Source organism: Arcobacter sp. LA11, assembly GCF_001895145.1.
Lineage (GTDB): Bacteria > Campylobacterota > Campylobacteria > Campylobacterales > Arcobacteraceae > Halarcobacter.
Genome location: NZ_BDIR01000001.1, coordinates 26,563 through 47,538 on the forward strand (window position 1 = coordinate 26,563; position 20,976 = coordinate 47,538).

Here is a 20,976-nt window from a genome sequence, read left to right on the forward strand (position 1 = left end):
AATTATAGTGAATTTTCAAAAAAAATTCAAAAAATGCATTATTTAATTCTCTGAGAATGAGTTAATGCGATAGCAATTGCATCTGTAATATCTAAAGGTTTTATCTCTTTTTTTATTCCAAGTAATCTTTTTACCATGAAAGCAACTTGAGTTTTATCTGCTTTTCCATTTCCAGTTACTGCTTGTTTTACTTGAAGGGGAGTATATTCTGCAAAATTTCCAAATTCTTGTAACACTTTTAGTGATATTGCACCTCTAAATTGCGCAAGTTTTATAACAGTTTTTGGGTTAAAAGCATAAAACATATCTTCAATAGAGACTTCATCAATTTTATGATTTTTAAAAATCATATCAAAACCTTCTGTCATTTCTACTATTTGCTCTTGGAGTACTTTTGTTTTTATTTTTATAAGACCTGCTTCAACTAGTTTTATATCTCTTCCATTTTTTTCAATAATTGCATATCCACAATTTCTAGTTCCGGGGTCTATTCCTAAAATTTTCAACTTTTCACATTTCCTATTTTTTTAGTTTTTCACAGTCTAAATTGCCTATATAATGGTCAAATTTAAATAAAATTTCACTTAAAAGAATTTAGTTTTTCACATATTAGTTTTTTTTTATTCACAGGTGAAAAACTTTTAATAAAAATTTAGATATAATCTTAACAATTTATATATAAAGAGTACTTATTTAATGACAAGCAAAGAGTTTTTATCAATTATTGAAAAAGAAGCTAATCCAGCAGATTATAAAAAATATTTAAAACAACTATCATACAAAAAAATTTCGTCTGATGATAAACTAGCAGTCTTTGAAGTTTCTAATAAATATATTGCTTCATGGATAAAAAGTAAATTTACTCCTGTTATTCAGCACTGTTTCGAAGTTTACGACGGAACTAAGCCTGATGTAGAAATAAAAATCACAGGTGAAAAAAAGAGTAAAAAAGAGATTATCTCTGAAAAAGCAAAAAATGAAACAGCTGAAAGTACTATTTTAAACCCATCTTATACATTTGATTCTTTTGTAGTAGGTTCTTCAAATCAGATGGCTTATAACGCATCTTTGGCAGTTGCAAGTAAACCAGGTATTCAATACAACCCACTTTTTTTATATGGTGGAACTGGTCTTGGAAAAACTCACCTTTTACAAGCAATAGGAAATGATGCAATTGAACATGGAAAGACTGTTATATACGTAACAATTGAGCAATTCATGAACGATTTTACATTTTCAATCAAAAATAAAAATATGGAACATTTTAGAAGTAAATATAGAAAATGTGACGTTTTATTAATCGATGATATTCAATTTTTATCTGGAAAAGAACAAACTCAAGAAGAGTTTTTTCACACATTTAACGAATTACATAATGCAAAAAAACAAATTGTAATGACTTCTGATAGACTACCTTCTCAAATTGCAGGTTTAGTTGACAGATTAAAATCTAGATTTGAGTGGGGATTAACAGCTGATATCCAAATTCCAGGGCTTGAAACAAAAATTGCAATTATTGAAAAAAAATCTGAATTAAATGGTATTCACCTTACACGTGAAATTATAAATTATATTGCTACAAACCTTGATAACTCTATTAGAGAAATTGAAGGTGTGCTAATTAGAATCAATGCAAGTGCCTCTTTACTAAATCAAGAGATTAATTTAGAACTTGCACAAAGTCTTTTAAAAGAACAAATTAAAGAGAAAAAAGAAAATATCAAATTACCTGATATTATTTCACTTGTTGCAACTGAATTAAATATCAAACCAAGTGATATAAAATCAAAAAAGAGAACAGCAACTGTTGCAAATGCAAGAAGAGTTGTAATTTACCTATCTAGGGAACTTACACATAACTCTATGCCAGATATTGCAAAATTTTTAGGTATGAAAGATCATAGTTCTATTTCAAAAAATATTCAAAAAACAAATGAATTGATTGAAACAGATGAAAACTTTAAATTAATCATACAAAATTTAAAAAATAAAATCATAAATTAAGGAGCTGGAAAAAAAGTTTAAGACAAAAGTGTGAAAAGGTGTGAACTATTATCTCTGTTTATTCACGTACAAAAAGTACGACTGAATAAGCTTTAGAGTAATATTTTCATCTTTTCACATGGTCTACTACTTCCACTACTTAAATATAATATATAGGAGCTAATAAATGAAGTTCATAATAACAAAAAGCATATTTGAGAATATTGTCTCATCAATGCAACCATTTTTAGAAAAAAAAGATGCAAGTTCAATTACTTCACATATCTATTTAGAAGTAAATGATACAAAGCTTATTCTAAAAGCTACTGATTATGAGATAGGATTAGAATGTCAAATTGAATCTATAAGTGAAGCTATTTATGGAAAAGCAACTGTAAATGGTTCAAATTTACTTGGAATTATTAAAAGATTAAAAGATACAGATATTATAATTGAAACTGCTGATAATAATCTAATTATAAAACAAAACAAGTCTACATTTAAATTACCAATGTATGATGCAGATGAATATCCAAATCTAATTTTAAATGATAATTTAAACCATTTAGATATTTCTACTATTAATTTAATTAATTCTATTAGAAAAATTACACCAGCTATTGATAACAATAATCCTAAGTTTGAATTAAATGGTGCATTAATAGATATTAAAAGTTCTAAAATAAATTTTGTTTCTACAGATACTAGAAGATTAGCTATTTCATATTTACAAAATATATCAAATGCAGAAGCTCAATTTATTATTCCTAAAAAAGCAATAATTGAAATTCAAAAACTGTTTTTAGATGAAGCTAATATTTCTTATGATGAAAACAATCTAATTGTTTCTAATAACAATATGAAATTTTTTACTAAATTAATCAATGGTAAATTTCCAGATTATGAAAGAATTATTCCTGCTAATTTAAAATATAATTTATCAATTCCTAAAAATGTATTAGTAGAATCTATTAAATTAGTAACTTCACTATTTTCAAATATTAAAATTACATTTAAACCAAATTCTATAGTATTTGAATCTTTAGATGAAGATACAGAATCAAAAACACAAATTGATATTGAGTTAAATATTGATTCTGATTTTTACCTTGCAGTTAATGCAAAATATTTATTAGACTTTTTAAGTCAAACAAACAATGAAAATGTAGCTATTGGATTTAACGAATCTAATTTACCATTCTATTTAGAAGATGAAAAATTCTTTACAATCGTAATGCCAATAGTTTTAGAAAAATAGAAGAGAGAAGGAAACCTAAATGAGTCAACAAGAGTACGGCGCTAGTAATATTAAAGTTTTAAAAGGTCTTGAAGCTGTAAGAAAAAGACCAGGTATGTATATTGGTGATACTAATATTAATGGTTTACACCACTTAGTTTATGAAGTTGTAGATAACTCAATTGATGAGGCTATGGCTGGCTACTGTAGAAATATTAAAATTACAATGACTAAAGATCATTGGATTAGAGTAGAAGATGATGGTAGAGGTATTCCAACTGCTATGCACCCTACTGAAAAAATGTCAGCTGCAACTGTTGTATTAACAGTACTTCATGCAGGTGGTAAATTTGATAAAGATACTTATAAAGTTTCTGGTGGTCTTCATGGGGTTGGTGTATCTGTTGTAAATGCACTTTCAAAAGAATTAAAAATGACAATTCACCGTGAAGGTAAAGTTCATTATCAAGAGTTTTCTTGTGGTATTCCAAAAGGTCCTTTAGAAGTAATTGGTGATGCTCCTAGAAAAACTGGTACTACTATTGAATTTTTAGCTGATGATTCTATTTTTGAAGTAAATACATATGATTTTGCTACATTAGCAAAAAGATTTAAAGAAGTTGCATATCTTAACTCATTTATTTCTATTACTTTAGAAGATGAAATTCATAAAACAAAAGAAGTTTATCATTTTGAAGGTGGATTAAAACAATTTGCTGAAGATATGAATAAAGATGTAGCTGTTTCTGATGCAGTTGCTTTCCAAGATAGAGTTGATGATGTAGAAGTTGATATTGCAGTTATGTATAACTCAACTTATACTGAAAAAACATTATCTTTTGTAAATAATATTAGAACTATTGATGGTGGTACTCATGAAGCTGGTTTTAAAGCTGGACTTACAAGATCAATTGTTAAATATGTAAATAACAATGCAAATGCAAGAGAAAAAGATACAAAAATAACTGGTGATGATGTAAGAGAAGGTCTTATAGCGATTGTTTCTGTTAAAGTACCTGAACCACAATTTGAAGGTCAAACTAAAGGTAAATTAGGTTCATCTTATGTAAAACCTATTTGTCAAAAACTTACATCTGAAAAATTAGATAAATATTTTGAAGAAAATCCACAACAAGCTAAGGCTATTATGGATAAAGCTTTAATGGCAGCACGTGGTAGAGAAGCAGCTAAAAAAGCTAGAGATTTAACTAGAAAAAAAGATGCTATGACAGTGGGAACTCTTCCTGGTAAATTAGCAGAGTGTCAATCAAAAGACCCTGCAGTTAGAGAATTGTATCTGGTGGAAGGGGATTCTGCTGGTGGTTCTGCTAAGCAAGGTAGAGATAGAGTTTATCAAGCAATTTTACCACTTAAAGGTAAGATTTTAAATGTTGAAAAATCAAGACTTGATAAAATTTTAAAATCTGATGAAATTAGAAATATGATTACAGCTATGGGTTGTGGTATTGGTGAAGATTTTGATGAAGAAAAAATTAGATATCATAAAGTAATTATCATGACCGATGCGGATGTTGATGGTTCTCACATTCAAACACTACTTTTAACTTTCTTCTTTAGATTTTTAAGACCAGTAGTTGATAAAGGATATTTATACATTGCTCAACCACCTTTATATAGATATAAAAAAGGTAAAAATGAAATTTATCTAAAAGATGATACTGCTTTACATAACTACCTAATCGAAAATGGTTTAGAATCATTTGAGTTTGAAGGTTTAGGATACAACGATTTAGTTGATTTATTTAAAACAGTTTCTAGATATAGAGGTATGTTGGCTCAGTTAGAAAAAAGATACTCTTTAGTGGAAGTATTAAAACATTTAATTGAACATTCTGATTTAGTAAAACTTGATTTTGATGCATTATATGAAGAAGTTAAAAGCTTCCTTGAATCTAGGGGATATAATATTTTATCTAAAACAATTACAGAAGATAAAATACAGCTATTTGTACAAACAAATGAAGGTCTTGAAGAGCTTATAATAGATGATGAGTTATTTGCATCACCTTACTTCTCAGAAGCTACTTATATCTATAACAGACTAGTAGAAAGAGATATTTCTATGTTTGATGGTAGAGATTTAATTGAAATTCTTGATGAAATTGAAGGATTAGCTAAAAAAGGTGCATATATCCAAAGATATAAAGGTCTTGGGGAAATGAACCCTGAACAACTTTGGGAAACAACTATGACACCAGAAGATAGAAGACTTCTAAGAGTTACAGTTGAAGATGCAGCTGTTGCTTCAGATACATTTACATTATTTATGGGTGATGAAGTTGAACCTAGAAGAAACTATATTGAAGAGCATGCGAAAGACGTTGAACACTTAGACGTTTAAAAGTTCATTTTTTATCCTACGTTAGAGGAGTAATTTTACTCCTCACGTACTTTAATTTTTTTCCCAAAAATCATCTTCTTTTATAATTTTTATATATATAAATAATCTTTTTTGAAATTATTACATTTCTTTGATATAATGAAATACTAATGTATTTATCCTCAAAGGAATAAAAATGGAAATTTCAAAGTTATCAATATCAAACTCACTAAATAATATATCAAATAAAAAAACTGATACTTCTGAATTTATAAATTCAAAACTATTTTCTAATAATCTATTGAATCAAATAAATGAAGATGAAAAAAACGAAAAAATGTCTAATCCAGATCTTTTAGATGGTGTAACTTATAATCCATATACAGATAAATATACTCTTGTTTTGGATGATTATGGAGTAAATAAAAGTGAAACTAAATCTCTAATAGTATTGGATGGTTCCACTAAAATAATTTCAGATAAACCAATTACAGAAGAGTATTTACAAGAAAGATATGAAAAAATACAATATTTTTTTAAAACAGAATTTGAAGATTTACATAAACAAGTGGATGCTGATAATGGAATATTAGATGGTATGGGAATAAGTATGCATGGTTTTAGCCAACGTGATAGTTGGGGAATTGTTAAAATAGATGGTGAATATATTGATATAGATGCTGATGAATTCCAAAAACATTATGAAATATATCGAACAAGTATGTATGAAGAAGAGACTCCAGTAGTTGATTCTTATATTTCAGAACTTCATGCTAGTAAATTATCTTTTGAAAATGCAGAAGAATTTGAATATTATATGAATAAAAAAGAGTGGAATGGTAGCCATAAAAATGAAATATATAGAAAAATTTCACTGGCAGCTAATTTAGGATTAATAGAAGAAGGAAACCAAACTCATTTTTCAGAATTATATCAAACAAATAAAGCTTCTTATATTTTTAAAAATATAGAAAATGATATTTTATCACAAGCAGTTTTAGACAGTATAGGAGAAGAATATAGTGGGACGATGGAAAGTATAATGTATAATGTTTTATTTGGTACAGATGATAAGTATTTTCAAAATAAACTTAATGAATTTGCTAAAGAACTAAAGGACAATCCATCTAAATACGACAGTGTAAATAGTGATTTTACTTTTACAGGTAATATTAATTTTGATGAAAATTCTACTGAAGAGTATAAAGCTTTTATAACAAATACTTTAATTGATTTTATAGAAAATCAAAAATCTGACTATGTAGATGAAGATTATTCTGTTGATGATTCATATAGACAGGATTGGTCTTTTGCTTATTCATTTAATGCAATAATTAATAATCTAAAAGATTCTATATCAAGAGCATAAATTTTTTAGCTTTATAAATATATAACCCTTCATACCGTATAATCCCGAATTCAAAATAAAAACATCAAAAAAGAGAATTATGATAGAACTAATCAATATATCAAAAAGCTACCCAACAGGTAAACTTTATAGTGAACTAAACTTACGTTTAAACTCAGGGGATAAAGTTGGTCTTGTAGGACGAAATGGTACAGGAAAATCTACACTTTTTAAACTTATTTTAAGCGAAGAACAGCAAGATTCTGGGGAGATAAAATTTCCAAAAGCTTATAAAATAGGAGCTTTAAAACAGTATTTTGATTTTACAAAAAAAACTTTGATTGATGAAACGGCATTAGCTTTAAGTGAAGATGACAAATATGATATTTATAAAGCTGAAAAGATATTGTTTGGTCTTGGTTTTACAATAGAAGATTTAGAAAAAAATCCTAAATCTTTTTCTGGTGGTTATCAAATTAGAATAAACCTAGCAAAACTACTTCTTACAGAACCAAATATGCTTTTATTAGATGAGCCTACAAACTACTTAGATATTCTTTCAATTAGATGGTTAAAAGCCTTTTTAAAATCTTTTCAAGGTGAAGTAATACTTATCACTCACGATAGAGAATTTATGGATAGTGTTTGTACTCATACTTTAGGAATAGTTAGACGAAGTGCATTTATGATTCCAGGTGGGACACGAAAATTCTATGAACAAATATTAGCAAATGAAGAACACCATGAAAAACAAAAAATTGCACAAGAAAAAAAGATTAAAGACCTTGAAGAGTTTATTGCTAAAAATAAAGCAAGAGCAGCAACAGCAACACTAGCACAATCAAAAGTAAAAATCTTAGAAAAAATGGAAATATTAGAAGATATCGATTATGATGCAAATTTAAAATTTGATTTTAATTACAAAGAAACAGCAGCAAAATTTTTAGTTGAAGTAAAAGACTTAAGTTTTGGATACACTCCTGAAAATACGCTTTTTAAAAATATAACTTTTGCACTTTCACGTGGTGAAACTATTGGAATAATAGGTAAAAATGGTAAAGGTAAATCAACTTTATTAAATGCTATTGCAGGAGAATTAGAAGCACAAATTGGAAATGTTGATTTCCATCCATCTTGTGTTTTTGGACATTTTGGACAGACAAATATTTCACATCTTAATAAAGACAATACAATCATGGATGAGATTTATAGTGTAAATCATAAACTTCCAGAAGCGGTGATTAGAAGTATTTGTGGGATTATGATGTTTTCTGGAGATAATGCTAAGAAAAAAATCTCACTTCTTTCAGGTGGAGAAAAATCAAGAGTAATGCTTGGTAAGATTATTGCACAAGATGTAAATCTTCTTTTCCTTGATGAGCCAACTAACCACTTGGATATTGATTCAATCGATGCACTTACAAATGCAATTAAAGCATTTCAAGGTTCTTGTATGATTGTAACACACTCTGAAGAGTTATTAAGAGCTGTGTGTGATAGATTGATTGTATTTACAAATGATGGGGCTGATTATTTCAATGGAACTTATGATGAGTTCTTAGAAAAGATTGGTTGGGAAGAAGATGATGGAACTACTAAAAAGAAAGTTGAAAAACCAAAAAGAAACAAAAAAGAGATTAAAAAACTAAGAGCTGCAATTGTTACCCAAAAAAGTAAAACAACATCTCCAATAAAAAAAGAGATAGAAGAACTTGAAGAATTAATTCCTACATTAAGTGGAAAACAAAGATCTCAAAAAAGTACACAACTTTTAGACTTACAAGATAAACTTGAAAAGCTAAATGTAGAGTTTCAGAAAAAATTGGATGAAGTTTAAAATAAAATAGAAAAATTAGTTTATAAGTTTATGTTTTTTTTAAATTTTGCTATAATATTGATATATATCAAGGAAAAGGTTTCAAAATGAACTTTATAAAATCTGTTTTATCATTATTATTGATAGCTAATTTTTTATTTGCAGATAGTAATAATATTAAAAATGATGGTATTCCATCAATAGTTTCACTTAATTGGGTAAAAAATAATATAAGTAATCCAAATCTAGTAATTGTAGATTTAAGAGAAAAAAAAGAGTATGAAAAAGAGCATATTAAAAATGCAGTGAATATTCCGGGATTAAAATCTTTGTTTGATGATAAATTTTTCATGCCAAAGCTCGATTTTTTGAAAGAATTATTTAGTGAAGCAGGTATTGATAGTAATAGTTTGGTTTTAGCATATGATAATGGTGATTTTATTTGGGCTGCAAGGTTTTATTGGATTTTAGAAACTTTAGGTCATGACCAAGTTGGTATTTTAAAAGTTGGCTATAGTGATTGGTTAAAAGAACAATTAGCAACATCTACTGGTGCTTTTAAAGCTAAAAGAAAAGAATTTGTTCCTAGAATTAACAACGAAAAAGTAGAAACAAAATTAAGTACACTATTTTCAGTTGGTAAAAAAACTATTATTGATGGAAGAAAAAGTTCTCATTATAAAGGTAAAGAATCAACTGCTAAAAGATTTGGGCATATTCCAACAGCTAAAAATTATGCCTGTACTCAAAACTATCAAGTTACATCAAATGGTAACAAAATGAAAGATCTAGATGAACTAAAAAATCTTTATAAAGATATTCCAAAAGATAAAGAGATTATCTTATATTGTGATGGTGGAGCAGAAGCTGCATTAAATTATATAGTTTTACAAGAGTTAGGTTATAAAGCATCAGTATATGATGGCTCTTGGTTAGAGTGGGGAAATGATTCGGTTGTTCCAATTGAAAATCCATCAGAGAAAAAGTAGTAAAGAATATAATTAGTGTATAAAGGTTCAATCAAAAGAAAGTTAATTACTATAATTATGTCGGTAATACTACTTACTGGTGTGATTGGCTATAGTACATTTGTTTATTGGTATATGAATAACCAGTATAATAAATCTTTAGACTCAGCAAAAACTGTGGGCTTAGTATTAGCCCAAGACTTTGCAAAACTTGTACTTCTAAACAATGTATCCGCTGCTGCTGATATATCTTCTTCTTTGAAATCTTTTTCAAATTTAGATGCTTTAGTATTATATACTTTAGATGGCAAACCTGTATTACAATATAGTATTGACAATGTAAGTTTTAAACCTAAACCTTTACCTAATAAATCTGAAAGAAAATCAATAATTAATGGAAATAAATTCAAACTATATGTAGATGCTAAATATCAAGGTACTCATCTAGGATATATGTATTTCAATCTTCACATTGACACAATTTCTGATGTGATAAAAAAGAATATAAATGCCCTTATTTTGATAATAGGTTTTATGTTTATACTTTCATATTTATTGACAATGTATTTTGCAAAAAAGTTTACTGACCCGATATTAAATTTGGTTTCATTTTTGGAAAAAATTGATTTAGTAGATGGTTTAAAAAATAGAATTAAAACTGAAGAACAAAATGAATATGGAAAACTTTTTAGTGAAGTAAATACTATGCTTGATAGATTAGAATCATCTCACAATGTTCTAAAACTCGCAGCAGTTGCATTTGAAACACAAAATGGTATTACAATTACTGATAAAAATCAAAAAATATTACAAGTAAATAGTGCTTTTACGGATATTACGGGATATAGTGCAGAAGAAGTTATTGGGAAAACTCCAAAAATATTACAATCGGGCCTTCATGATGCTGAATTCTATGAACAAATGAGATTTTTTTTAAAAGAGAATAATTTCTGGATAGGAGAGATAAATAATAAACATAAAGATGGAAGTATTGTAAATGAACATCTAACTATTCATGTTGTTTTAGATGATGATGGAGAAGTTTTATACTATGTTGGATCATTTTTAGATATGACTTCACAAAAAAATACAGAGAAAAAATTAAAAGAGAAAGAAAATCTTTTAGTTCAGCAATCAAAAATGGCAGCTATGGGTGAAATGATTGAAAATATTGCACACCAATGGAAACAACCTTTATCTATAATCTCAGCTGCTTCTACATCAATAATGTTGAAAAAAGATTTAAAGTTACCTTTTGAAAAAGATGAGGAGATAAAACAACTTACAGTTGTAAATGATACTGTACAATATCTGTCTCATACAATAGATGATTTTAGAGAGTTTTTTAGACCTGATAAAGCAAAAAGAGTATTCAATTTAAAAAATTGTTATAAAAAAGCATTAAATTTAGTTGAATCAAAACTAAAATCTTTAAGTATCGAGTTTATTGATAATTTAGATGATATAACTATTTCTAGTTTAGAAAATGAGCTAATACAAGTATTAATAAATTTATTAAACAATGCAAAAGATGTTTTAGAAGATAAAAAATCTCAAAGAAGACTTATTTTTACAGATATTTATGTAGAAAATAAAAATGCAATTTTAACTATAAAAGACAATGGTGGGGGAATTCCAGAAAATATAATTGAAAATATCTTTGAACCATATTTCACTACTAAAGAATTAAACGGTACTGGTATTGGATTAAATATGTCAAAAGAGATTATAACTGGACATTTAAATGGAAAAATAAGCGTAAAGAACAGTACTTATATATATGAAGATGTACAATACACTGGTGCAATTTTTAAAATATCTATTCCTCTTGAAAATTAAATAAAAATTAGCTAATTTTCAAACACTTAGCAATATTAAAACTAGTTAATTCCAAGTTTTTTTTAGCATTTTTCTTTATAGTCTCAAAATTATTACTAATAGGTGTACAATCAAAGACAGCATCAACTCCATGTTCTAATACAATCTCATAACCTTCATCTAAACAACCCGTAATTGCAATAACTTTTTTATCATATTTTTTTGCTAGTTTTGCAACTCCAATTGGTGTTTTCCCTTGGATAGATTGTTTGTCCATTTTTCCTTCACCAGTTATTACTAAATCAGCTTTTTGTATTTTCTCTTCTAGATTTACACTTTGCATGATAAGTTCAATTCCACTTTGTAAATTTGCATTTAAAAATGTAACTAAAGCAAAACCAAGTCCACCAGCTGCACCTGTTCCTTCTATATTTTTGGTTTTTTTATCAAAAGTTTCTTCACATAGATTAGCAAAATGTAAAAGATAACTATCTAATTGTTTTATCATTTTTTCATCTGCACCTTTTTGTTTTCCAAATATAAATGAAGCTCCATTTTGTCCACATAAAGGATTGGTAACATCACAGGCAACATTGATTATAATATCTTTAAATTTATTTTCTAAATTTGTTATATCAATAGAAGCTATCTGATTTATTTCTTTTGCACCTTTTGATATTTCTTGATTTTTTTTATTATAAAATTTTGCACCTAGTGCTTGAAGCATTCCAACTCCTGCATCATTTGTAGCACTTCCTCCAAGTCCTAAGATAAATTCTTTTACACCTTTTTTTAAAGCATGATTTATAAGTTGCCCAAAGCCATAAGTTGAAGTTTCAAGTGGATTCTTCTCTTCTTCTTTTAAAAGTTCCAAACCTGAAGCCGTTGCCATCTCTATAATTGCTGTTTTTCCATTGTTTATAATTCCATAATAAGATGAGATAGTTCTTCCTAGTGGATCTTCTACTTGAGTATTTATTAGTTCACCATTATTTGATTCCACTAAGGTTTTAACCGTACCCTCACCTCCATCTGCTAATGGAATTTTTTCTATATTTGCATTTGGGAAAACTTTTTTAAAACCAATTTCAATCGTAGAGGCTACCTCTTTAGCTTCTAAAGTCTCTTTGAAAGAATCAGGTGCAATTATAATATTCATGAAAAAACCTTTTTTATCTGATTATATTTGAAGAAAGTATTATAACAAAAGAAAAATATATCAATATGTCATATTTTTTAATCAAAGATTTTTTTTACAATATAATCTAAAAAAATTTGAAGGAATATAATGAAAATATGTGGAATTGAATTAAAATCAAATAATGTAATATTAGTTTTAGTAGATGATAAAGAGTTTATAGATTTAAAAATAAAAAAACTAGTACTTGAAGATGATGAGAACCAAGAAGAGATAAGAAAGTTTTGTAATGAATTTTTACTTTTTTTAGAACAAAATCAGGTTGAAAAAATAGTTATTAAAAAAAGAGCTAAAAAGGGTAATTTTTCAGGTGGTGCAGTTACTTTTAAAATAGAAGGATTAATTCAATTAAATCCATTGTGCGAAGTAGATTTGGTATCTCCTCAAAGTATTAGTTCTTTTGAAAAGAAAAATATTATAGAGTTTCCAAGTTCTTTAAAAAAATATCAAGAGCAAGCATATTTAACTGCTTACTCTCAAAGTTAATAGTTTAGTCTTTAAAAAGTTGGTAAATAGAAGAGAAATCTTCTTCTCCTTTACCATCTTTTTTCATTTTTCCAAATAATTCTTTTGGAACAGTTGCTGTGTAAAGTGGTTGATTTTTACTATATGCTAAATCTTGTAAAGTATGTAAATCTTTATAAATTGCATTATTAGAAAAGTGTGCTGAGAAATCTTCTTCTATAAGTTTTTGAGTTTTTGCTTTTAAAACTAGTGATTGTCCACCACCAACTCCAAGTATTTCAAGAAGTTTCGCTTTTTCAATATCACAAGCTTCACCTAATGCAGTACATTCTGCTAATGTAGCCATAAATGAACCAAGACATAGATTATTGATAAGTTTCATTTTTGAAGCTTGTCCGGCTTCTTTTAAATAAAATATCTCTTTTCCAATTTTTTCTAAAAGTGGTTTGCAAGACTCATATGTCTCTTTTTTTCCAGAAGTTACGATAGTTACAAGTCCTTGTAGTGCTGGTGCAACACTTCCAAAAACTGGAGACTCTAAATATTCTCCACCTTTTTTATCAATTTTTTTATGAAATTTTAATACTGTTTCATAATGATTTGTAGTTAAATCAATAATAGTCTTACCTTCTAAATCAGCTTTTAAAATACCATTTTTCATTTTAAATATATTTTCAACTGCACTTGATTCAAAAAGGCACATAAAAACAGTGTCACATTGTTCGATTAACTCTTTTGGAGAATCAACTATTTCATACCCTAAGTGTTCAACTTTTGATTTTGTTCTGTTATAGATTTTAAGTTCTTCACCCATATCAGTTAATCTTTGAGCAATAGCTTGACCTAAATTCCCTAATCCAATAAATCCAATAGCCATGATAGTCCTTTTAAATTTTTATATAAAATTATAGTAGAAATTTTTATAAAATGTTAAAAATAATAGAACTTCCTATTATAAAAAGTACAATTCCAGATATTTTTTCTATGAAATTAGAGTATTTTTCTAAAAATATACGGCTTTTATCATTTGTAACAAGATAAACAATAAATATATCCCAAAATAAAACGGCTAAGAACATCCATGTTGCATAAAGTGACTGAACGTAAAATGGAGTATCATTTTGAATTGAGATTGAAAACATTGTAAAATAAAATATCGAATTTTTAGGATTTAATATTGCAGATAAAAATCCTATACTAAAGTATTTGAAGATATCTTTTTTAGTCTCTTTTTTTTCAATTTTTTTACTAAACAGTTTTCTTTTTTTAGATGATAAAAGTAAATATCCAATATATAACAAATATAAAGAGCCTAGAATTTTTATACTTGTAAATACAACTTCATTATCTTTTATTAATGTGATACCAAAAAGAGCAAGTAAGATATAAAATAGATTTGCAAATGCAATTCCCATAGAAGTTATTATTCCTGCAGTTTTCCCATATTTTGAAGAGTTTGTAAGTATTATAAAAAAATCAACACCTGGACTTAATAGTGCCACAAAGTGAGCAAGAGCAAGTGCTAAAAAATCTGTAAAATAAATTTCCATTTGTTTCCTTTAAAAAGGAAGTATAGATAAAATAGAAATTTGTTTATTGTATAAAATTGACTAGATAAAATTAAGTTGATATTCTCTAGGAGTTGTTGCAACTATTTTTAAGAAGTTTCTATGAAAATGGCTTTGATCAGTAAAACCACATTCTAAAGCAGTATTAACTATAGAGAGCCCTTTTTTTAAAAACTCTTTGGCTTTATTTATTTTTATATTTAATAAATATGCATGTGGTGTCATATTTATTTTAGATTTAAAAAGTCTAATAATATAGAAAGGATTTAGTTCAAACTCTTTTGATAATTCTTCAAGTGAGATATTTTCTTTATAGTTTTCTTTTAAATATTCTATGCTTTTTTCAAATATAGGGTCATCTATTTTAGATGTAGATTCTTTTAAAAATGGCCTAAAAAGTTCTGTGAAAAAGTTTATTAGTTCATTCTCTTTTTCAAAATAGTTGATATCACTAAAAATAGTTTCACAAAGGTCTTTAAATTCATTGTAAAGTTTTTCATCATATAAAATATCTTTTGGGAAAGCTTTAAAGCTATTTGATTCATCGCAAATTGATTTTTGTATACCATAGCACCACTTTTCATCTAAAAACATCATATAGTACAAATTTGGAGTCTCTAAGATGGGATTACAAGAGTGAATTTCATTTGGATTTACAAGAGCAATCATACCTACATCAAAATCATATTTTTTATCTTTATTTGTATAGATACTTTTGTCTTCAAGATTTATTCCTATAGAAAAAGTTTCATGGATATGTTCTTTGTAGTGTTTTGTATTATTTGAATATCTTAATTCTAAAAAAGGCAATTTTTCATCTGTAAATATTTTTGTAAATGTTTTTTGTTTCATATTATAATTTAAATTTGTCCTTTAAGATATTTTTGTCTTAACTCTTTAGGAAGTTTTTCTATTGCATACCTTAACATAGTTCGGGGCATAGTTTTATATCTTGGGTTTAGAAAGTTAAACATTGTATCTAAATCTTTTATTCCAACATTTCTTATTGCCCATCCTACAGCTTTGTGAATAAGGTCATGCTCATCGTGAAGTAAGATATCTGCAAGTTTTAAAGTATCTTCATACTCTTTATTATTTATTAGTGCAAAGGTACTAACTATTGAAATTCTTTTCTTCCACAAATCTTCTGAAAAAGCAAACTCATACAGAATACTTCTATCTTTATCTAGTAAATAAACTCCAACTATATGTGGTGCTGTAACATCTATTAAATCCCAATTGTTTATTTGTTTAGTATTTTTTATATAAAAATTAAAAATCTCTTCTCTTTGTTCATCTGTTGTAAATCTTTTTGTTTTATATTTATAAACTAAAACTAGAAGTGCAAACATTCTATGTTCGTGATATTTTGAGTAAAGGAACTCTTTAATATCATCTAAGGATAGTTCTAAAAAGTATTTCTTAACTATATTTCTAATATCTGGTGCTTTTATTCCTAAAAACTCATCACCATATGCATATTCACCTATATTGGTTTTAAAAAATCTTTTACAATCTAAGGCTCTTTGTTTATCTGAATATGTATCTAATTCTGTATATATCTTTTTAGTCATACTTATTCCCAATATTTTTTGTATATTATAATCAATTTTTAGTGAAATAAATAGATAGTTTATATTTCCCCTTTTTCTCACATAAAATCTTTTTATACTGCAAGTAGATAAAAAACTAAGGATAGAAAATGAAAAAAGTATTATTAGCTTCAGTATTAGTCTCATCATTATTATTGGCAAGTGAACAAAATTATATTGAATTTGGAGGAGGAGTTATTAATTCAAAAGATAATTTCTCAACAGAAAATAAAAACAATAATCCTACATTGAATAATGCAGATAAAGAAAGCATGGGTGTTGCTTATTTAGAATTTTTTTATGGTTATGATTTGACAGATTCTTTAAATATTTATGCGAAATCAGGAATCGATGGATTTAAAGTAGGGACAAATTATAAAAATTTTGATTTTGGACTAAAAGCTGATATTTCAGAAGAGTGGGAAAATCCATTTCAAACAGGAACAAAAAGAAAAGAGACTGATGTTTCAGAATTTGGTTTATACGCAGCATATGGATTTTCTGCGAATACAAATCATAATGGAGCAATTAGATATGAGTTTAGTGGTGTAAATTATGAAAAAGAGACAGTTATCGATGATTTGAAAAGAGAAGGAAATAGACATATAGTATCTTTTGAAAACTTATTTAGAAGTAAACTTATTGATAAAGATGTTACTTACTTTACTAATCTTTCATATGAAAAATATGATGCAGATGGAAAGGCTAGTTCATATGATAGATATGATTTTTTGCTTGGTGCTTCGACTTCTTTAAATGAAAAAATATCGCTTTCATTATTTACAAATGTAGGTAAAAAAGCCTATGAAAAGAAAAATATTGAAGTAGATAAAAAAGTGGATGTTGATATTTATGGAGTAAATGCAATTTTAAACTGGGATAAACCATTTAATTATGAAAATACTTATGTAAGTTTAAAAACTGGATATGAGAAAGAAGAAGCAAATGCAGACTTTTATGATAAAGAAAATTCATTTGGATTGATTAGTGTAGGATATAAATTCTAGAAGCAAATGCTTCTAGAGTTTTTTAATTTTTATAAAGTAAAGCTACTCCAAATCCAATAAAAATACCACCTGTTATCTTATTAAATTGCTTGATAGTCTTCTCTTTTGTTAAGTATTTAGCAAATTTAAATGCTAATAAAGCATAAATAAGAAGAACGAAAAAAGATATCCCTTCAATAGTTAAAATCAAAGTTGTAAACTGTAAAAAATATTCCCTAGTAGGGTCAATAAATTGAGGAAAAAGCGCTACAAAAAATACTATTGCTTTTGGATTACTAATTCCAACAAAGAAACCTTCTTTAAATATTGTTATTAGACCTTTTTCAGCTATTTTTGTAGTTCTTTCTTCATTTTTATATGGTGATGTCCAAACTTTTATTCCTAAATAGACTAAATAGATACAACCTAAAATTTTCATTGCATAAAAAATTGTTTCAGAGGCTAAGATTATAGCTCCTAAACCAATTGCTGAAATAGAAGCTAATATAATCATTGCTAAAAAATTCCCAAATATATTTGCCATTGATACTTTATATCCATATTGCAAAGAGTTTTTAATAGTTAAAATTACAGCAGGCCCAGGAACTGCTGTGACTGTTATTGCTAATATTATGTATGCGAGATAATCATTTATCATTTCTAACCTTTGTAAAGATACTATTTTACTGTTTTTATGCTAATACTTTTGATTTTTTTGAGTATTTAAATAGATTGTAAAAAGTGCTCCTTCTTCTATGTTTTCAACTTCTAATTTTCCACCAATGTTTTTTTCAATAATCATTTTACTCATATAAAGCCCTATTCCTAAGCCTTTGTCTTTAGTTGTAAAATATGGTTCAAAAATCTTTTTAATGATTTTCTCATCAATTCCACCAGCGTTATCTGAAATTTGAATTAAAATATTATTCTCTTTTTCTAATAATTTTATTGAAAGTTTAGGCTGTCCAATCTCTCTTTTTATAAATTCTTCTTTTGCATTATTAAGAAGGTTAAAAATCACTTGTGAAAGTTCACCTTTGTAAGTCTCTATTTTTAAGTCATCTTCATAACTAAATCCAAGTTTTATATTTAAAGATTCAAAACTCTCTTTTAAAAGATTTATACTTTCATTTATACTCTCAACTAAACTGAATACTTCTTTTTGTTTTGATACTTTGAAAAAATTTCTAAAGTCTTCAATAGTGTGAGACATAAACTCTATTTGATTAGTTGCTTCATTTGTTTTCTTTTCTAGATAATCCTTATCAAGTTTATCATTTTCTTGTGCAGCTTTTAAGTTCATAATTATATACGAAAGATGTGTTAGTGGTTGTCTCCATTGATGGGCAATATTTCCTACCATTTCACCCATAGATGCTAATTTACTTTGAGTTATTAAAATACCTTCATTTCTCTGTTTTTCCATCTCTATTTGTTTTATTTTAAATCCAAGTGCAAAAGAGAATAATAAAGATTCTAAAGGAATACCAATATGTAAAAGATAGATATCACTAATATCAGAAAGACTTGATTCAAATAGAAAAACAAATATGAATAAACTTAGCCAACCAATTATATAAAATATTGCTGGCTTATAGCCTTTTTTTAGAACAGCAAATGCTGAAAACAACAATATAAGTATAATTATATATGAAGGAATATATTCAAATATAGGAGATATTCCTATAGTTAAAAGAGAAATAAAATCTAAAATATGTAGTAAAAGAAGAAGCCATAAAAACTTATGTATCTTAGGAGTATATTTTTTTGTGTTTAAAAACTCCATATTAAATAAAATAGAGGTTATTAATGCAGTACTTATTAGTATAATGATTAAAGACTCTACAATATTTCCATATTGCTCAAATAGATTAAATATCAATAGATTTTTAGAACTTACAATTAATATTGATAAAAATGATATCTGTAGAATAGAGTAATAAAGAAATGATTTTTCTCTGTTATACAAAAAGAAAACAAAGTTATATAAAAAAGCACATATAATAATTCCATATGAGATACCAAATAAGAGCTTTTCATTATTTATAATATATTTATATTCAAATTCATTAAAAGTATTAATTTCAAAAAAAGGAATACTTTGTTTAAAATCAAAATTTATTATTATAGTTTCGTTTATATTTTTATCTATTTTAATCAATGGTAAGTTGTTGTTAAAGGTATATGGAACATTTGAAGAGACAAAGTCTTCTATATTTGTATCTATTCTAAGATAGAAGGTTTCATCTTTTAAAACCTCTTTATTTATATTAATTTTAAATATAAAATTTGATTGTTTTTTTTTGAAACTGTCAAGTTCTTTTAGATCTTTTATATCAATAAATGTTTTTCCATCTGTTGAAATAAAAGCTGATGTAAATATATTATCTTTAAGATTTTCTGCATTTAAATTTAGAAGTAATAAAATATATATGATTAATAATTTGATTTTATAGTTTAACATTTACTTGGTAGCCTATTCCAGAGATATTTTTGATAGCTTGTTTTGATATCTTTTTTCTTAACTCTTTTACAATTGATCTAATTGCATCATCACTCATTTCGCCTTGCCAAACGTAATTATTTAACTCATCATACTTAACAGCTCTTTTATGGTTTTTTACTAGTAGCTCTAAAAATAGTAGTTCTTTTTTTGTTAAAAAGATTTGCTCTTTATTTTGAAAAAGTGTTGTATTTAAAATATCAAATATAAAACCATTATCTAAGTGATAAATACTTTTATCTTCTACTATATCAACTGTGCAAGATTTTAAAACTGGTAAAAGTTTGTCTGCAGTTATTGGTTTTACTAAATACTTTATAAGTCCTAATTCAACAGCTTGGAGTAAATATGAGGTGTCTAAAAAAGCAGTAGCTAATATTATTTTAGTTTTTGTATCATTCTGTCTTATTTTTTTTACCATTTCTATGCCATTTAGTTTAGGCATTTTTATATCTGTAATTATAATATCAGGATTATGTTTTTTGTATGTATTAAGTCCATCAATACCATCTTTTGCTTCATATACATTATCACAATAGAAGCTTAAATATTCAACTGCATTGTTTCTAATATAATCTTCATCATCAATATATAAAATTTTTAAATTCTTTAAGTTGTTCATTTTGACTCCTTTTATATATTGTATTTTAAATTTGTGGTAAGAATATGTGGAAATAATTTAAAATTATACTGATTCTATTATTAATAGATATCTGAAGAAATGTAAGAGCTTAGGAAATTATTTTAAGCAAGTGGATCTTCTCCACTTGACCAACCTGCAAGATATTTTTCAACTAAATGAAAATCTTCACCTGTATGTTGTGTGAAAGTAATATATTGATTTCTGTTATCTACTTCTAAAACTTCATTTACAATTGCCATATATCTTAAAGCTAGCTCTCTTCTTTGTTGTATTGTTCGTCCTTCTCTAATATCAAGGTTCATTAAACAAATATCATCTAGAGGGTTTGCTCTACCTATTGTGAGATTATATTTTTCATATTCTCTAATACTGATTGCTATATGGTCAGTTCCTGTGTCCATAATACTTGAAAAAGTTTCTCTTATTTCATTTACAAACTTATCTTTAGTTTCATTATCAACTTTTTTGTTTATTTCGAATTGTAAATGAGGCATAAAAAATCCTTTTAGT

General features: G+C 26.6%; 19 protein-coding genes. 9 read left to right on the top strand and 10 right to left on the bottom strand.

What is annotated here, in order from left to right:
- Window positions 1-38: 38 nt before the first annotated feature.
- The gene (ruvC, locus tag BT997_RS00135) at window positions 39-506 is read right to left on the bottom strand and encodes a crossover junction endodeoxyribonuclease RuvC (protein WP_072679362.1); all 468 of its coding nucleotides are present in this window, start codon (window positions 504-506) and stop codon (window positions 39-41) included.
- Window positions 507-696: 190 nt separating this feature from the next.
- Here ruvC and dnaA point away from each other — a divergent pair, with 190 nt between their 5' ends.
- The 7 genes from dnaA (at window position 697) to BT997_RS00170 (ending at window position 11,532) form a co-directional block, all read left to right on the top strand.
- Window positions 697-2,004, top strand: coding sequence for a chromosomal replication initiator protein DnaA (gene dnaA, locus BT997_RS00140; protein ID WP_072679363.1), 1,308 nt, complete (start codon window positions 697-699; stop codon window positions 2,002-2,004).
- A 166-nt stretch (window positions 2,005-2,170) separates the two neighbouring features.
- Window positions 2,171-3,241 (top strand): DNA polymerase III subunit beta, encoded by a 1,071-nt coding sequence (gene dnaN, locus BT997_RS00145; protein ID WP_072679364.1) that lies wholly within the window; start codon window positions 2,171-2,173, stop codon window positions 3,239-3,241.
- A gap of 19 nt (window positions 3,242-3,260) precedes the next feature.
- Window positions 3,261-5,582, top strand: a complete 2,322-nt coding sequence (gene gyrB / locus BT997_RS00150) for a DNA topoisomerase (ATP-hydrolyzing) subunit B (protein ID WP_072679365.1) — start codon at window positions 3,261-3,263, stop codon at window positions 5,580-5,582.
- 175 nt (window positions 5,583-5,757) lie between these two features.
- Window positions 5,758-6,930, top strand: a complete 1,173-nt coding sequence (locus BT997_RS00155) for a hypothetical protein (RefSeq protein ID WP_072679366.1) — start codon at window positions 5,758-5,760, stop codon at window positions 6,928-6,930.
- A 79-nt stretch (window positions 6,931-7,009) separates the two neighbouring features.
- Window positions 7,010-8,746, top strand: coding sequence for an ABC-F family ATP-binding cassette domain-containing protein (locus BT997_RS00160; RefSeq protein WP_072679367.1), 1,737 nt, complete (start codon window positions 7,010-7,012; stop codon window positions 8,744-8,746).
- 86 nt (window positions 8,747-8,832) lie between these two features.
- Complete coding sequence (locus BT997_RS00165) at window positions 8,833-9,714, top strand: sulfurtransferase (RefSeq protein WP_072679368.1); 882 nt, start codon at window positions 8,833-8,835, stop codon at window positions 9,712-9,714.
- A gap of 57 nt (window positions 9,715-9,771) precedes the next feature.
- The gene (locus BT997_RS00170; protein WP_143145135.1) at window positions 9,772-11,532 is read left to right on the top strand and encodes a PAS domain S-box protein; all 1,761 of its coding nucleotides are present in this window, start codon (window positions 9,772-9,774) and stop codon (window positions 11,530-11,532) included.
- Between the two features lie 7 nt (window positions 11,533-11,539).
- On the opposite strand, the gene BT997_RS00175 is transcribed toward BT997_RS00170, so the two are convergent.
- A complete protein-coding gene (locus tag BT997_RS00175) occupies window positions 11,540-12,670 on the bottom strand; it encodes a glycerate kinase (RefSeq protein WP_072679370.1) in 1,131 nt (376 codons plus the stop codon).
- Between the two features lie 129 nt (window positions 12,671-12,799).
- Between BT997_RS00175 and BT997_RS00180 the strand changes: the two genes are divergently transcribed.
- Window positions 12,800-13,195, top strand: a complete 396-nt coding sequence (locus BT997_RS00180; protein ID WP_072679371.1) for a DUF3010 family protein — start codon at window positions 12,800-12,802, stop codon at window positions 13,193-13,195.
- 4 nt (window positions 13,196-13,199) lie between these two features.
- On the opposite strand, the gene BT997_RS00185 is transcribed toward BT997_RS00180, so the two are convergent.
- From BT997_RS00185 to BT997_RS00200, 4 genes are read right to left on the bottom strand one after another with little or no spacing between them, the layout of a single operon-like run.
- The gene (locus tag BT997_RS00185; RefSeq protein WP_072679372.1) at window positions 13,200-14,051 is read right to left on the bottom strand and encodes an NAD(P)-dependent oxidoreductase; all 852 of its coding nucleotides are present in this window, start codon (window positions 14,049-14,051) and stop codon (window positions 13,200-13,202) included.
- 43 nt (window positions 14,052-14,094) lie between these two features.
- Window positions 14,095-14,724, bottom strand: a complete 630-nt coding sequence (locus BT997_RS00190) for a LysE family translocator (RefSeq protein ID WP_072679373.1) — start codon at window positions 14,722-14,724, stop codon at window positions 14,095-14,097.
- Window positions 14,725-14,784: 60 nt separating this feature from the next.
- The gene (locus tag BT997_RS00195; RefSeq protein ID WP_072679374.1) at window positions 14,785-15,594 is read right to left on the bottom strand and encodes an AraC family transcriptional regulator; all 810 of its coding nucleotides are present in this window, start codon (window positions 15,592-15,594) and stop codon (window positions 14,785-14,787) included.
- 8 nt (window positions 15,595-15,602) lie between these two features.
- Window positions 15,603-16,316 (bottom strand): DNA alkylation repair protein, encoded by a 714-nt coding sequence (locus BT997_RS00200; protein ID WP_072679706.1) that lies wholly within the window; start codon window positions 16,314-16,316, stop codon window positions 15,603-15,605.
- A 128-nt stretch (window positions 16,317-16,444) separates the two neighbouring features.
- Between BT997_RS00200 and BT997_RS00205 the strand changes: the two genes are divergently transcribed.
- Window positions 16,445-17,341: a DUF2860 family protein gene (locus BT997_RS00205; RefSeq protein ID WP_072679375.1), complete on the top strand. Its 897-nt coding sequence runs from the start codon at window positions 16,445-16,447 to the stop codon at window positions 17,339-17,341.
- A gap of 22 nt (window positions 17,342-17,363) precedes the next feature.
- Here the strand turns inward: BT997_RS00205 and BT997_RS00210 are convergent, their stop codons facing one another.
- From BT997_RS00210 to BT997_RS00225, 4 genes are all read right to left on the bottom strand, one after another.
- Window positions 17,364-17,978: a LysE family translocator gene (locus tag BT997_RS00210; RefSeq protein WP_083568335.1), complete on the bottom strand. Its 615-nt coding sequence runs from the start codon at window positions 17,976-17,978 to the stop codon at window positions 17,364-17,366.
- A gap of 39 nt (window positions 17,979-18,017) precedes the next feature.
- Window positions 18,018-19,784 (bottom strand): sensor histidine kinase, encoded by a 1,767-nt coding sequence (locus BT997_RS00215; RefSeq protein WP_083568336.1) that lies wholly within the window; start codon window positions 19,782-19,784, stop codon window positions 18,018-18,020.
- Window positions 19,771-20,445 (bottom strand): response regulator transcription factor, encoded by a 675-nt coding sequence (locus tag BT997_RS00220; RefSeq protein WP_072679376.1) that lies wholly within the window; start codon window positions 20,443-20,445, stop codon window positions 19,771-19,773. Before BT997_RS00220 ends, BT997_RS00215 begins: the two co-directional genes overlap by 14 nt.
- A 122-nt stretch (window positions 20,446-20,567) precedes the next feature.
- Complete coding sequence (locus tag BT997_RS00225) at window positions 20,568-20,960, bottom strand: tautomerase (protein WP_072679377.1); 393 nt, start codon at window positions 20,958-20,960, stop codon at window positions 20,568-20,570.
- Between the last annotated feature and the right edge of the window lie 16 nt (window positions 20,961-20,976).